This is a genomic window from Mesorhizobium sp. M0862 (assembly GCF_040319795.1).
In the GTDB taxonomy this organism is placed as follows: domain Bacteria; phylum Pseudomonadota; class Alphaproteobacteria; order Rhizobiales; family Rhizobiaceae; genus Mesorhizobium.
The window spans coordinates 125,405-138,812 of record NZ_JAMYOJ010000003.1; the positions used below are offsets into that span (position 1 = coordinate 125,405).

14 protein-coding genes and 1 tRNA gene are annotated in these 13,408 nt (G+C 60.2%); 9 read left to right on the forward strand and 6 right to left on the reverse strand.

The window, feature by feature from the left end; genetic code table 11:
* Positions 1-6: 6 nt before the first annotated feature.
* From NKI15_RS05590 to NKI15_RS05600, 3 genes are all read right to left on the reverse strand, one after another.
* Positions 7-1,092 (reverse strand): PIN domain-containing protein, encoded by a 1,086-nt coding sequence (locus tag NKI15_RS05590; protein WP_352514685.1) that lies wholly within the window; start codon positions 1,090-1,092, stop codon positions 7-9.
* Between the two features lie 137 nt (positions 1,093-1,229).
* Positions 1,230-1,730: a hypothetical protein gene (locus NKI15_RS05595; RefSeq protein ID WP_352514686.1), complete on the reverse strand. Its 501-nt coding sequence runs from the start codon at positions 1,728-1,730 to the stop codon at positions 1,230-1,232.
* Between the two features lie 135 nt (positions 1,731-1,865).
* Positions 1,866-2,231 (reverse strand): hypothetical protein, encoded by a 366-nt coding sequence (locus NKI15_RS05600; RefSeq protein ID WP_352514687.1) that lies wholly within the window; start codon positions 2,229-2,231, stop codon positions 1,866-1,868.
* Between the two features lie 704 nt (positions 2,232-2,935).
* Between NKI15_RS05600 and NKI15_RS05605 the strand changes: the two genes are divergently transcribed.
* Positions 2,936-3,571, forward strand: a complete 636-nt coding sequence (locus tag NKI15_RS05605) for a recombinase family protein (protein WP_352514688.1) — start codon at positions 2,936-2,938, stop codon at positions 3,569-3,571.
* Positions 3,572-3,682: 111 nt separating this feature from the next.
* On the opposite strand, the gene NKI15_RS05610 is transcribed toward NKI15_RS05605, so the two are convergent.
* Positions 3,683-4,501: a DUF429 domain-containing protein gene (locus NKI15_RS05610; protein WP_352514689.1), complete on the reverse strand. Its 819-nt coding sequence runs from the start codon at positions 4,499-4,501 to the stop codon at positions 3,683-3,685.
* Positions 4,502-5,197: 696 nt separating this feature from the next.
* On the opposite strand from NKI15_RS05610, the gene NKI15_RS05615 reads away from it, so the two are divergent.
* From NKI15_RS05615 to rnhA, 4 genes are all read left to right on the forward strand, one after another.
* Complete coding sequence (locus NKI15_RS05615; RefSeq protein ID WP_352514690.1) at positions 5,198-5,497, forward strand: hypothetical protein; 300 nt, start codon at positions 5,198-5,200, stop codon at positions 5,495-5,497.
* Between the two features lie 290 nt (positions 5,498-5,787).
* Positions 5,788-6,150, forward strand: a complete 363-nt coding sequence (locus NKI15_RS05620; protein WP_352514691.1) for a hypothetical protein — start codon at positions 5,788-5,790, stop codon at positions 6,148-6,150.
* 95 nt (positions 6,151-6,245) lie between these two features.
* Positions 6,246-7,046 carry a ParB/RepB/Spo0J family partition protein gene (locus NKI15_RS05625; protein ID WP_352514692.1) on the forward strand — a complete coding sequence of 267 codons (801 nt, stop codon included), beginning with the start codon at positions 6,246-6,248 and terminating at the stop codon, positions 7,044-7,046.
* Between the two features lie 271 nt (positions 7,047-7,317).
* Positions 7,318-7,800, forward strand: coding sequence for a ribonuclease HI (gene rnhA, locus NKI15_RS05630; protein ID WP_352514693.1), 483 nt, complete (start codon positions 7,318-7,320; stop codon positions 7,798-7,800).
* Between the two features lie 54 nt (positions 7,801-7,854).
* Here the strand turns inward: rnhA and NKI15_RS05635 are convergent, their stop codons facing one another.
* Together NKI15_RS05635 and NKI15_RS05640 are read right to left on the reverse strand one after the other, a co-directional pair.
* On the reverse strand, positions 7,855-9,438 hold the full coding sequence (locus NKI15_RS05635) for a DUF6538 domain-containing protein (protein ID WP_352514694.1): 1,584 nt from the start codon (positions 9,436-9,438) through the stop codon (positions 7,855-7,857).
* Positions 9,439-9,518: 80 nt separating this feature from the next.
* Positions 9,519-9,593, reverse strand: a tRNA-Thr gene (locus NKI15_RS05640).
* A 150-nt stretch (positions 9,594-9,743) separates the two neighbouring features.
* Here NKI15_RS05640 and NKI15_RS05645 point away from each other — a divergent pair.
* The 4 genes from NKI15_RS05645 to hisD all read left to right on the forward strand — a co-directional run bounded on the left by NKI15_RS05645 (position 9,744) and on the right by hisD (position 13,403).
* Positions 9,744-9,938 (forward strand): hypothetical protein, encoded by a 195-nt coding sequence (locus NKI15_RS05645; protein ID WP_023669287.1) that lies wholly within the window; start codon positions 9,744-9,746, stop codon positions 9,936-9,938.
* Positions 9,939-10,081: 143 nt separating this feature from the next.
* Positions 10,082-11,374, forward strand: a complete 1,293-nt coding sequence (gene murA / locus NKI15_RS05650) for a UDP-N-acetylglucosamine 1-carboxyvinyltransferase (protein WP_023732388.1) — start codon at positions 10,082-10,084, stop codon at positions 11,372-11,374.
* A 167-nt stretch (positions 11,375-11,541) separates the two neighbouring features.
* Positions 11,542-11,976 (forward strand): DUF2948 family protein, encoded by a 435-nt coding sequence (locus tag NKI15_RS05655; protein WP_023818690.1) that lies wholly within the window; start codon positions 11,542-11,544, stop codon positions 11,974-11,976.
* Between the two features lie 134 nt (positions 11,977-12,110).
* Positions 12,111-13,403, forward strand: a complete 1,293-nt coding sequence (gene hisD, locus NKI15_RS05660) for a histidinol dehydrogenase (protein WP_023732390.1) — start codon at positions 12,111-12,113, stop codon at positions 13,401-13,403.
* Positions 13,404-13,408: the final 5 nt, after the last annotated feature.

Consider the following 13,408-nt stretch of genomic DNA (forward strand, 5'->3'; position numbering starts at 1 on the left):
AACCAGTTATTTGTAGTCCTCAAACGGGTGCAGCTCGAAGTAAAAGTCGCGCTGTCGGAATCGTAGTTCTTCGATTTCTTCCGGATCACCGTTGTCGTCGACTAAGATTGACATCGAGACGTCGACTTTAAATTGAACCTCCGTCTCGCCAGCTACATCATCAAATGGGATAAGCACTTTGTCTTCGGAGTCGTAAGCGGCGCTGTCCCAGTCCGGGTGGGTGTAGGACAGGTTCGCTGTTATCATGAGTTGACCGACGACTAGGATAGGGCCGTCTTTCTCAATCGAGCCGAAACTTCTCAGCACTCCAACGTCGACTTCAATTACTGAGACCTCGTCGATTTCGGAATCCTCAACATCTCCGATTAATCCGGCATTGGCCAATTCCAAATTGGCGACCGCAATCAGTTCATCCTTATGCTGTTCGAGAAAATTATCGATCTCTGGAGCCTTTACCTGCAACCCGAGTTCGCTGAAGAGGTCAGGTATCGACTTCACCAGCGCAATATCGGCCTCCGCCACGATCGGTTTGTCAAAATCGACGTCTGACGAAACGATGATGACCGGATTAGCCTTGTCAGTTTCAGCCTTCAGGCACTCAAAGATGAACGCGTCGGGGAACTGATCTTTCTTCCCCTCACCATTGAAGAAGCCATTAGAGTTGGCGTACGCCTCGAAAACAATCGAGGGCTTCACGTCATCGATCGTTAGCGTCTTCGCGCCTATCTCGTCGAACATTGCCTTCGTTGCCACCTCATAAGCGGCAATGAGCTTCGCCTTGATCTCTGCCTTGGTCGTCGTAGGCAGTTTCGTTCCGAGCACGTCCTCGACCAACTTGCGAAAGTGGGGGCGGCCGACCTCAGCAATGACTTTGAAGTCGTTCTCGGCGTGCTTCTTTGCCACCTCTGTGACTGTCAGATCTGTCGTGAGCACCGTGATTAGGCCCGCTTCGACGAGGTCCCGAACTCGTGCCAATACGGGGCCGCCCGGAGGTTTGCCGGCCGCTATGACAACGTTGGCATCGAGAAAGACTTTGCGCGTTTCGTCGCTCTCTTTTGGCATGCCGACCCCCTGCAATGTATCGATGCGCACGCGCGAATCGTGAAGCTCAACTATTGCTTCTTTACAGCAAGAAGCGCTCTCGCTGACACCGACAAATGCCGATGGGCTGCCGACAACGGTATTCGGCCGTTCTGCAAGGTGTCGGACACAATGCAGAAAGTCTTGGGTCAACTCCGCCTGGGTGACTTGCGACGTGGCGGTTCCCGGTCGTCATTCTTTTCCGCGTCGATCACTGAGCTCGCGCCGTTTTGGCCTGTCGGCGAACGCGATCCGAGTTCCTCGTAAAGGTAGCGAGCAAACATCGAACCCGCGCCAAGCACCACCCAAAGAGGTACTCCCACGGCCCCGCCAAGTGCGGCAATCCCGGCACTCTGGCCGCCGAACAGTGCAACGCCGACAGCAGCGGCACCAAGGCCCAACCGTTGGGCAGTTGTCCGGTTGTCCCAGCCCTGGCTCTTGGTCTGTAAGGCGACGATTTTCACGATCGGCCAGATGACTTTGCTTGAGATCGTTGCGGCGATAGCATGCTTCGCTTTCACGTGTGCAGGCAGGTCCGAGTTGCGAATGTCGAGGAGCTTCAGCGTCCAAGCCTGAAGCGCGTCGCTCAGCACGGGGGTTGCCCCTTGGGCAGTCCGAACCGCGAGCTCACGATAGTTCTTTTCATGCATTGGGCGCCCCCTAAATCAGTCGATTGGCTCATAACAGGGCCGGAGGTGGAATGACAGGTCGATCTCTCGCCGAGACCGGACAGGAAGCTCCCGCAAGGCCAAGTTCCGCGTCTTGGCCCAAGGATTGGCCAGCAATTAAGATCGGCCCAACAACCATGCTCTGTGGTAAGCACAAGAAGCTTCTGCCGAGCCCTCTTTGACTTGGAGCTGCGCAGCCTCGGCAGCAAAGTCGGACGCCAATGAGCGGACTTTGCCAAGGCTCACTTTCAGCCGTTCGGCAGCCACATCGAGCGCCGCTCGGCGAATAATGTCGGTCCGCGATCTCTCGTGAGCGGAGAGCTTACACGACGCCAATTTGACACTCATGTCCACCGCGATTGTGAATGGCTTTTCGTTCATCGCTCTTCCCAGCAACTCCATGTCGTTTGCGGCCGCTGGAATCGCTATGACGCCGAGGCACACAGGGACTAAGGCCTGCAACAACGCTTTACCGACAACCATTTACGCCTCGTCCTTCACCGGGGGGAATCTGCTCACCGCGACGCCTAATACTTCGTCGGTTTGGTGGCAACCTGTGCGACATCGAGAGATGCCCGGCACGTAGGGAGGCGGGCCACGGTCGAAAATAAGCGAAAAATCCGAGGGGTCGAACTGGACAGTTGCAGCCGCGCGATACCCCCCGTACCGTCTAGGCTTCGGACGAGGGGTAACCATGCGGCTCGTGAAACAGAGCGATGAGAACGGTTGTGGCGTGGCGTGCGTCGCAATGATCGCAGATATCACCTACTCGCAAGCCCGAAAGCATATGTTTGGAGACTGGCCGGGAGGATACACCAACACTGGCCACCTACGGCAAGCGCTTGCCTCACTGGGCATTCAAACCGGGCCGAGACTTGTTCGATTGAAGAAGAACCAAACGCCGGCCGAGTTGCCGTTCGATGCGATCCTAAAGACCAACGTCAAGCAGGATGGAGAGTGGCACTGGGTGGTGTGGGATTCGGGGCGTCAGGAGGTTTTGGATTCTCGTGTTCCTCCATACCGTAGGTACCGTCATCGCTCCTATCTCGAAATACTCCCACTCGACCGTTAGGGTATAGCCCAGCGTACAGAGTTCGCCGTGTCCGAACGAGTGTCCGTTAGGGTTGACATAGCCCAACGGACAGGTTAGTCAGCGTACATCACGCTAACGGACACCGAGGAAGCCTATGTCCAAGACCATTCTCTATGCCCGCGTTTCGACTGTTGACCAGACGCTCGACCACCAGCGGACCCACGCGGAGGCCGCAGGGTTCACCATTGACGACATAGTGGCCGACCACGGGGTCTCCGGAGTGAGCACGACGCTTGCCGAGCGCCCCGAGGGCCGCAGGCTTCGAGACACGCTGCGCCGGGGGGATACGCTTGTGGTGCGCTGGGTGGACCGGCTGGGCCGCAACTATCAGGACGTCTGCGACACCATTCGGGAGCTGATGCGCAAGGGCGTAGTGGTCCGAACCGTCATTAACAACATGACCTTCGACGGGGCAACGAGAGACCCCATGCAGCAGGCCGTAAGGGACGCGCTCATAGCCTTCATGGCGGCAACCGCACAGGCGCAGGCCGAGGCCACGAAAGAGGCCCAGCGGGCAGGCATAGAGGCGGCTCGTGCGCAGGAGGACCGCTACCGGGGCCGCAAGCCCAGCTATGACAGGGCCGTGCTACGGGCCGTCACAGACATGCTTGCGCAGGGGCAAGGAACGTCCGCCATAGCCAAGACGTCAGGGCTCACGCGCCAGACTGTGCTGCGGATCAAGGAAGACCCTGCGGCGGCCGAGAAGGCGCTTGCGGCCTGGGGCAGGTAGGGGGCATCGAGATGGCTTACACGTTGGCAATGACCTTCATCGCGCTCTACGGCATATGCGGAGCGGTGGCAGTCGTGAGAATGATCGTCGGTCGGTAGTCTCCGGCAGACGTCACAGGAGGGGCCATTCCACCCCCGATTTCGCAGAGCCCGGCTTTGGTATCCAGATCGCCGACTGGTCGTCCCCGAAAGGCACCGCTCGACCTTCCAACACGCAAATGCCCACCGCCGCACAGACGACTGCGTCAAGCATGTCTTCATAGGCTTTCCACTCTCGACCGCTCGCTTTCGCATAGTCGAGTTCCGGCATCGCCGCTTCCACGCCCGAGATTTCGTTTTCCATCAGGGACGCAATGCCCTTCATCTCGCGAAAAATGTTGAGACTGCGGATCGTCGTGGGCTCGTCGGGCCAGTAGCTGCGTCGGTTGCCGAACTTGTACGGAAGTCGCCGTTCGGCAGAAGCGAACTCGATCAGAGCTGGGTGGGGATAGACCTCAATTAGGCCGTGAGAGACGTGCCCGGAGGTGCGCAGCTTGTAGCCTTTCTGCTCAAAGGCGGCCCGCAGAGTGTCGCTTACGGCGCCGGGGCGGACGGCGCTCGGCGTATGCGTTCCGGCCCATCGCCCTCCGTACGCCCGAGAGACAGCATCGTCGCTGGCGCGGCGAGCTATGATAGGCTTTCGCGAAAGCGGCATGTCGACCGCGACCAGATCGACCGGACTTCCCGCCAAGGCATGGGCTGCCTCTAACGCCTCGGAAGCACCTCCGATCAAGCCGGGTCGCGTCGTCGTGCTCTCTGGAAGCGCACAGAAGGCGCCGTAAGAGGATGCTGTTGCTCGTAGGTGCCAGCCGCCGGGGACCTCAACCGCCAGTGCAACGCCGCTCGGCTGGGTCGACGTCCAGGCCGCATCTATTCCCAAGACCGCTCGCAAATCGTCCTCCCTCGAAGGCGACTATGATTAACAGGGTCGCCCGCAGCAACTTTTTTCGGGCACACTTTCGGGCACAACCCGGGCACAGCGCCTGTCCAAGCCGTTGAAACCGCTGGGCCGGCACTGGATTAGGTTCCAAAAGTGTGCACCAATTCCTGCTAACCTATTGTAATTTATAACTTTTTCTGTTGACGGCCGGGCGCGGACAACCCATATTGCGTTAGTGGCTGCATCGGGGCCCCGAAAGGGAGCCAAGGCCAGCCACGGTCGCTCGTCCATCGAAGCGAAAAACTCAAAACAGTTGGCTGCGGCCCGGTTGATTGCATCCATGCCAAGCGGTTCCCGAAAGGGGCCGTGAGCGAGACCGTGATGGGGGAAGACGATGTCCCCCAATCGAACCATAAAATGGAGCGGGTCCGGATACGGGACCGGTTGCGGGCAGCAAGGGTGACCTTGCTACGTGCGCCGGAAATCTGGACCTCGCATAGCCGCCAAGCCGGGTAGTGCCGGCGAGGGAAGCGGAGAGTGGGCAGTTTTGCGCACGGGGCACCGCGAACCGGTTTCGGTCAGCACGACCAACCGGCGGCACATCAAAAGAATGGAAAAATGAATTCCTTTGCGGGACCGGCACCCCCGGTCTCCTTTCACATCAATCATTCCCGTCCCTCTGGGGGCGGGTACAAAAAAGGACAATCAATGAACCACGTAAACGACAACAACTACCCCAACGAGCTTTACGAGGACGTGTTCATCGAAGCGATAGCGGAGATGGAGCAGTCCATTGAGGAAATGCAAGCGGGCCGTGCCCAACCACTGACAGCGACGGAAAGGTCGGTGCTGTTTGCGTCCGTGAATGCCGCAGCGGGCCTTTACGAAGCCGCTTTCGAAATCGCGGCCGGCAAGCCGGTGACGGACGCCGCCGTCTCAAGTTGCCTCGACATCGCAGTCCAAGAGATGCGATCCGCATTCTGCTTGGTAAAGACGGGCAGCCGATGAGCGCAGCGTGCCGTGTCCGACACTGCGGCGCACCCACGTCTTCTCGCTTCAGTCCGCACTGTAAGCGACACAAGAGCCGACTACGGCGCCAGGGCGATGTCGAGCAGACTGCCATCAGGCGGAGCGAGCTTGCGCCCTACGTTGCCCGCGTCCGCGAGCGTATCGCCAAGAACGCCCATAGTCCACTTTGGGGCCACTTGGATGCCCGCTGGGCCGCTCTGGCAAGTTCGGCAAAGGACACGGCGAGCAATCGGGTTCAAAGCCGATACCAGCGCCAAGCGGCGCATGAGGTGGTGAACCTCGATGCCGAATGCTCCGCAAGGGACATAGCCGTCGCTGCAATGGCGATGTTCATGTTCTGGAGCGAGAGGCCGGAGCGGTTTCTATCCGATGCCGCCTTTCGCCTCCAGCTAGTGAAGCGGGTGCGGGCACTCTCCAGCAGACACTCGGGCCTTCGCTTCGACCACCGAACGGGCGAGCAGGAACGGGTCTACCGGGAGCTTAGTCCCAAGGCGGGAATGATTGTCGCTCGTGACCTAGCCGCCGCCTTTGGGGGCGCCGGACTTCAACTCGCCGAACTCGAAAAACGTGATCAAGAAAGGACACAAGCAATGACCAATGAAATCAGCCAAGCACTTAGGGAGCTCGTGTGACGCCAAGCCCCGAAGCCATATCACCAAAGCAACGCCCTCGCGCCGCCGTGCTGACGACGACCTTGGAGGGAGCGGCGCACACTCGGGCGCCAGTGATGCCTGAAACGTTTCGCGAGGCCGTAGCGTGGCTAAAGGCCGAAGCCGGACGGGATGTGCCGACTACGAGGCCACGCCGGCTCATACTTGGTCACGTTCTCGTTGCCCCTGCGGTATTCCAAGTGCGTACCGGAGCAGCAACCAGCGGAGTTACCGAGCCTTTCCACGTCCAGGCTTTGCAGCGAGCACTGGAGGCGAAGCGCGAGGGTGAGCAGGTGCTTGATCCGGTCACGGTCTACGCCGTCGGTAAGAGCGCCTACTGCATCGACGGGCACCACCGCTTGGCCGCGTATAGGGCAGCGAAGGTCGAAGGTTCGGTGCCCGTCGAGTGGTTTGAGGGGACGCTTGCCGAGGCCATAGCGGAGGCTGCGAAGCGAAACCAGAAGGTGAAGCTTCCAATGACCCAGTCGGAGCGCCTAGAGGCCGCGTGGCGTCTCGTGATCCTGGGCGCCCATTCCAAGCGGAAGACGGCGGAAGCGGCGGGCGTGAGTGAACGGACCGTAGCCAACATGCGGTCACTCTACAGGAAAGTGGAGGAACAGACGGTTGACGTGGGGAGCTATGCGGAAACGCTACGAGCGATGGAAGGAGATAGCGATTTTGAGTACACGGACGCCATGCGGGAAGCTCTGATAGACCGCTATGTTCGGGGGCTTGTAAAAGCGTTTGGGCCTCGCAAACCCACGTATCCCGAGGAGTTCGGGGAAGCGGTGGCCAAGTGGGGCGGTAGTCAGTTCGCGGAAGCAATGGCGTCGTGGCTGGCGCCGGTCGGCTACAACGAGGACGACACCGACTTCTGACTTCGCACCGCGACAGCTATGCATCCTTCAGGTGTGCAATTTGCACAGGCGGGACAGCCCGCCACACACGACAGAAAACACCTAAATCGAAAGTCGTTGGCTGCGAGTCGGCGACGACAACCAACGTCCGAATGGAATTGAGCAGAATTATCGGAGCCCTTCCGAAGACGATGGCACCCGGTCGCGATCTTTCTAAGACAATGAACTGGTCGTCAGGGGATGAACAAGCGGTTTTCGTCCCGGAGGCACCGCCCACACAGAAAAGGAAAACATGAACACAAGCACGCAAATTCGACCATCGGGCCGCCATATTCTCATCCATACAGACGGTGGATGCAGCCCAAACCCCGGAAAAGGCGGCTGGGCCGTTGTCCTTCGCAGGATCGAAGGTTCAACAGAGATTAGGGTAAAACGGCTCAGGGGAAGCGAGCTAGAGACGACCAACAATCGAATGGAGCTAACGGCGGCCATTCGCGCCCTTGAGTTTCTGAAGGCCGACGAGCCGGACCCCATAGTGCTCGTGAGCGACAGCCGCTATCTGATCGATGGGATCAGGGTCTACCTCCCGGGCTGGAAGGAGCGGGGGTGGCGTAAGAGCGACAAGAAACCGGTCGAGAACACTGACCTTTGGCAGGCACTCGACGCGCTGGCGGAGGGACGCGACATTGTATGGGAGTGGGTCCGGGGGCATAGCGGCGATCCCTACAATGATGAGGTGGACCGGCTTGCGACGATGGCAGCGATCCCAGCCTAATCGTCGGGCCTTGCGAGCGGGGAGACCAATCCCCGCTTCCGCCCTTCGGTGAGATCAGAAAAACCGCTTCAACTTCTTCATCTCTCGTGCCAGCCCCGGCAACATCGCGTCACTGCGACCATACCGGTCCCGTGAGGTGCCCGTTCCTCGCCCCGTGATGTAAGCCCGTGCATCGTCCGATACACCTGCGGCCGTGCAGAGGTCTTCAAACAGATGCCGCCATCCGTGACTGGGGGGAACGTCTCGCTCAATCTTGATTGTGCCCCTCACAAAGCGAGAGATGTCTTGCGATGGCGATCTGGTAAAAAGCCGGACGCCAAGCTTCGCTTTGCCTAGAAAGCCGATCAAGCCTTCATCGACAAGTGCCGGGTGAACAGGAACACGCCGCTCGCTGTTGCTGTTCTTGATCGACCGGTTCGGTTTCGCTCTCACGTGGTAGAACCAGTCATCACCCGATTTGAAAAAATCTTCCCTTCGCAACCCGGCTATTTCCTCCACCCTCGCCCCGGAGTAGGCGCACAACCAAGGCAGCCAACGGGTGTTGTGGTTGGTGGATTTGCGAGCCCCCGCCAGGACGCGCTTCGCTTCTTCAAGGGTGTATGTAAGATCGCTGCTGGGCCGGGATCTTGTCTCGGGTGGGGTGACGCCGGAAACCGGGTTGGCGAGCGGGTGAAACACGTCCGGATGATGTTCCCTGCCCCACTGTACGACCGTCCGTAGGCTCGACAGCATATCCTTGACGGTGCGGTTGCTCACCTGGGCGTTTGCGAGCACGTCTTCCATCCAATCGCGGACGAGCTTTGTCGTGATTGTGGATGCGTCGTCTGTTTTCGCGAATGCGGTGAAACTGGCGGTGTGCCGACGAAATTTCTGCTCCGTTTTGGCATTAAGCCCGACTGCATCTTTTCCTAGCGATCGGCGTCGCTTTTCTTCATCGATAATGGAGACCAAAGAAATCTTGGACGCAGCATTCCCAGCTGTCGGCCTCGCGCCGGGTTTTTCAAACGCCGGGTAAACAGCAGTAATTCCAGCGCCGGAGTAGTCTCCATCGGCCTTGGCGAGATTGATCGCCGCCGCCCGGTCAAGGGCATCGGCCACTGTCATCAGGACGTTGCGGCGGCTCTGGTCGTCAATGACAAGGCCCTTGTTGGCAATCAGGCCGGAGACCAAATCACCAAATCGCGCTTCGATGTCTTTTAGCCGTTGGGTTTGGTCGGGAATGGCGAGCGGATTGAGCTTGCCCGCCTTCGCCGCGCTGTTTACCCGTAACACCCTCTGCCAACGTTCAGCGGACCCCGGGTTTTCGTCAAACGCGGCCAGAAATGCGGCATAAGCCTCACCAGCGAGTGCGAAAGTCTGCTTTTGCGACAGAGCTGCCGGACCATTCCGGAGCGCAGCCCAGAAAGATGTCAGCGCCGCATAGGCTGCGGCGTGTCTGGTTTTGGCTTCATTAGGCTCTCTGGTTCCGAGCGATACCTTTACCGCGTCCCCGCTCGTGACTTGCCTGACCCTATCCCCGACTGGAAGGCCGACGACCTTCCCGCGAGCAATTTCCACTAGGTCGGCGGGAACGCGGACACGAAGTTCATAAATGGAGGTCTTTGGGTTTCGGACTGGCGTCGGCATCAATAGGCCCATGTGTATCGCTCCTGTGTACCACTGGAGACGGCCGATACCATAGCAAATTCAGTTAGTTGTTCCCAATCAATGGGATAGGCTGGTGCTGCGAGAGAGGATTGAACTCTCGACCTCTCCCTTACCAAGGGAGTGCTCTACCACTGAGCTACCGCAGCCGCTGATGGCGGGGCTTCTGCCATATAGAACCGGCAAGCGCAAGGCGTCTGTGAACGGCTTTGCCAGACAAGTTTCGCTGACACGGCGGCGCCACAATGCTAGCTATCCCTTGAACGGCAGGCCCTGCCAGTTGCGGGCGGGACGGAACGATGGACGAGAAGACAATTCCACCGAAAAAGGCTGATCCGGAAAAAAAGGACGGGACTGACCGCAAGGACCGTCTGGCCGAGCAGCTGCGCGCCAATCTCATGAAGCGCAAGACGCAAGCGCGCTCGCGGCGCACCGGTGATCCTGACCAGCGGCCCGAAGGACTGCCGGCTGCTGAAAAAATGCACAAGGACTGACCGATATCAGCCACACTGGCCGGTCACCTTGGCCAAAGGGGCTCAGAAATCCTATTTCTTGAACCAAGCCGGCCAATGGTCTAGACGGGCCGATACTCAAACTGACGAAAACCGGCCTTTCGGGCCGAGGGGACATTTCTCTCATGGATCGCATCAGAATTGTCGGCGGCAACAAGCTCGCCGGAAGCATTCCGATTTCGGGCGCGAAAAACGCTGCTTTGCCGCTGATGATCGCCTCGCTGCTCACCGACGACACGCTGACGCTGGAAAACGTGCCGCATCTGGCCGATGTCGAGCAGCTGATCCGCATTCTCGGCAATCACGGCGTCGACTATTCGGTCAACGGCCGCCGCGAGAAGCAGAATGAGGGCTATTCGCGCACCATCAACTTCTCGGCCCGCAACATCGTCGACACGACCGCGCCTTACGAGCTGGTGTCGAAGATGCGGGCATCGTTCTGGGTGATCGGCCCGCTGCTGGCCCGCATGGGCGAGGCGAAAGTGTCGCTTCCCGGCGGTTGCGCCATCGGCACGCGGCCGGTCGACCTGTTCCTTGAAGGCCTGCAGGCGCTGGGCGCCGACATCGATGTCGACACTGGCTATGTGCTGGCCAAGACCAGGAACGGCCGCCTCGTCGGCAATCGCTATGTGTTCCCGAAAGTCTCCGTCGGCGCCACCCATGTGCTGATGATGGCGGCGGCGCTCGCCAAGGGCGAGACGGTGCTGGAAAACGCCGCCTGCGAGCCCGAAATCGTCAACCTCGCCGAATGCCTCAACGCCATGGGCGCAAAAATTTCCGGCGCCGGCACTCCAACCATCACCATCGATGGCGTCGAATCGCTGTCGGGCGCGCGAGTGCGCGTCATCCCCGACCGCATCGAGACCGGGACCTATGCCATGGCTGTGGCCATGACCGGCGGCGATGTCGTGCTCGAAGGCGCCCGCCCCGAGCTGCTACAGACCGCGTTGGATGTGATTGCCCAGACCGGTACCGAGATCACGCCGACCAATTCCGGCATTCGCGTCCGGCGCAACGGCGCCGGCATTTCGCCGGTCGACGTAACGACGGCGCCGTTCCCGGCCTTCCCGACCGATCTGCAGGCGCAGTTCATGGGCCTGATGACCATGGCCAAAGGCAAGTCGCGCATCACCGAGACCATCTTTGAAAACCGCTTCATGCATGTGCAGGAACTGGCCCGGCTCGGCGCCCACATCACGCTGTCCGGCCAAACGGCGATCGTCGACGGCGTCTCCAAGCTGAAGGGCGCGCCCGTGATGGCGACCGATCTGCGCGCCTCGGTGTCGCTGGTCATCGCCGGTCTGGCGGCCGAAGGCGAAACGACGGTCAACCGCGTCTACCACCTCGACCGCGGTTTTGAGCGGCTGGAAGAAAAGCTCTCCAATTGCGGCGCGGTGATCGAGCGGATTTCGGCTTGACCGCACGGCAGTTGCTTCAGACAGACAGGCGTCTGGTGCTGCCTTCATTCGCTACCAACACTTCAAACCCGAGGCCCTAGCCTCGGGTTGAGTTTGTGTCGCGGTTGCACGGACCGGAAAGACCGCCTAACAGAAGGCTGAAACCAACTTTCAGGTGTGCATTCGGCATGGCAGCCCTCAAACTCATTGCGCTCGACGATCAGGATCTGAGCATCGTCTCGGCTCACGTCCAGGACGCCGTGATGAAGGTCTCGGATCTCGAATACCTGCCTTCGGCCAAGCGTTTCATATTGACCATGAACCGCTTCGTCTGGGAGGCGAAGTCCGGGCTGTTCAGCCAGCACAATGAGCGGCGCCAGGCGGTGTTGCATTTCGACCGCGTGCTCGGCGCCAAGACCAGCGGCATTGCCCGCGATCGGCCGACCGAGGTGCTGTCGCTTCTGGCAATCAGCTTTATCGAAATCAGCAAGCCGGCCGGCATCGTCGAATTGGTCTTTTCCGGCGGCGGCGCGATCATGCTCGACGTCGAATGCATCGAGGCGCGGCTTGCCGACATAGGCGGCGCCTGGGAAGCCACCTCGCGTCCGGTGCACAGGGTCTAGAGCATGATCCCAAAAAGTGGGTGCCGGTTTTTGTTGGACAAAACGGGAATCGTTTGTCCAGAGATCTTGCTCCAACAAAGGGTTAGATCGTGATGAGATTTCAACCAAGTCTCATCACGATCTAGACGCAGCCGATGGCCATTACGCTTATCCAGTCCGATGCCGGTTTCGAGCAGCGTTTCGCCGCCTTCCTGACCACCAAGCGGGAGGTATCGGAAGACGTTGACACTGCCGTGCGCGCCATCATTGCGCGGGTTCGTGCCGAGGGCGACGCTGCCCTGGTCGACTACACGCTGAAATTCGACAAGGCCGACCTCAATAGCCTCGGCATTGCCGTGTCGAAGGACGACATCGCGCAGGCCTACAAAGACGCCGATCCGCAGACGGTCGATGCGCTCAAGTTCGCGCGCGACCGCATCCGATCCCATCACGAGCGACAAATGCCCAAGGACGATCGCTATACCGATGCCGCCGGGGTCGAGTTGGGTTCGCGCTGGACGGCGATCGAGGCGGTCGGGCTCTATGTGCCGGGCGGCACGGCAAGCTATCCAAGCTCGGTGCTGATGAACGCCGTGCCGGCCAGGGTGGCGGGCGTCGAGCGCATCGTCATCGTCGTGCCGGCGCCGGGCGGCATCATCAATCCGCTGGTGCTGGTGGCAGCCGATATATCAGGCGTTTCGGAGATTTACCGCGTCGGCGGCGCGCAGGCGATTGCCGCCCTTGCCTATGGCACGCAGACGATCCGGCCGGTCGCCAAGATCGTCGGACCGGGCAATGCCTATGTCGCCGCCGCCAAGCGCCAGGTGTTCGGCACGGTCGGCATCGACATGATTGCCGGACCGTCTGAAGTGCTGGTGGTGGCCGACGGCAGCAACGATCCCGACTGGATCGCCGCCGATCTTCTGGCGCAGGCCGAGCACGACGTGTCGGCGCAGTCGATCCTCATCACCGACGATCCGGCCTTCGGCAAGGCCGTCGAACAGGCGGTCGAGCGGCAGCTGCAGAACCTGTCGCGCGCCGAGACGGCGGCTGCCAGCTGGCGCGATTTCGGTGCGGTGATCCTGGTGGAGACCATCGAGGCCGCGCTGCCGCTGGTCGACCGCATCGCCGCGGAACATGTCGAGCTTGCTATCGACGATGCCGAAGGCTTCCTGGCCAGGATGCGCAATGCAGGTGCTGTGTTTCTGGGACGCCATACGCCCGAAGTCATCGGCGACTATGTCGGCGGCTCCAACCACGTGCTGCCGACGGCGCGTTCGGCGCGCTTCTCTTCGGGCCTGTCGGTGCTCGATTTCGTCAAGCGCACCTCGATCCTGAAGCTCGGGCCGGAGCAGCTGAGAGCACTTGCGCCGGCGGCGATTGCGCTGGCCAAGGCGGAAGGCCTCGACGCGCATGGCCGCTCCGTCGCCATCCGGCTGAACATGTAGGCGGC

Bases quoted from the DNA above. Each gene is read 5' to 3' on its own strand.
- NKI15_RS05600 (WP_352514687.1), bottom strand. From the start codon at position 2,231: ATGGTTGTCGGTAAAGCGTTGTTGCAGGCCTTAGTCCCTGTGTGCCTC.
- NKI15_RS05655 (WP_023818690.1), top strand. From the start codon at position 11,542: ATGGCAGCCCTCAAACTCATTGCGCTCGACGATCAGGATCTGAGCATC.
- rnhA (WP_352514693.1), top strand. From the start codon at position 7,318: ATGAACACAAGCACGCAAATTCGACCATCGGGCCGCCATATTCTCATC.
- murA (WP_023732388.1), top strand. From the start codon at position 10,082: ATGGATCGCATCAGAATTGTCGGCGGCAACAAGCTCGCCGGAAGCATT.
- NKI15_RS05635 (WP_352514694.1), bottom strand. From the start codon at position 9,438: ATGGGCCTATTGATGCCGACGCCAGTCCGAAACCCAAAGACCTCCATT.
- NKI15_RS05645 (WP_023669287.1), top strand. From the start codon at position 9,744: ATGGACGAGAAGACAATTCCACCGAAAAAGGCTGATCCGGAAAAAAAG.
- NKI15_RS05595 (WP_352514686.1), bottom strand. From the start codon at position 1,730: ATGCATGAAAAGAACTATCGTGAGCTCGCGGTTCGGACTGCCCAAGGG.
- NKI15_RS05615 (WP_352514690.1), top strand. From the start codon at position 5,198: ATGAACCACGTAAACGACAACAACTACCCCAACGAGCTTTACGAGGAC.
- hisD (WP_023732390.1), top strand. From the start codon at position 12,111: ATGGCCATTACGCTTATCCAGTCCGATGCCGGTTTCGAGCAGCGTTTC.
- NKI15_RS05625 (WP_352514692.1), top strand. From the start codon at position 6,246: ATGCCTGAAACGTTTCGCGAGGCCGTAGCGTGGCTAAAGGCCGAAGCC.
- NKI15_RS05605 (WP_352514688.1), top strand. From the start codon at position 2,936: ATGTCCAAGACCATTCTCTATGCCCGCGTTTCGACTGTTGACCAGACG.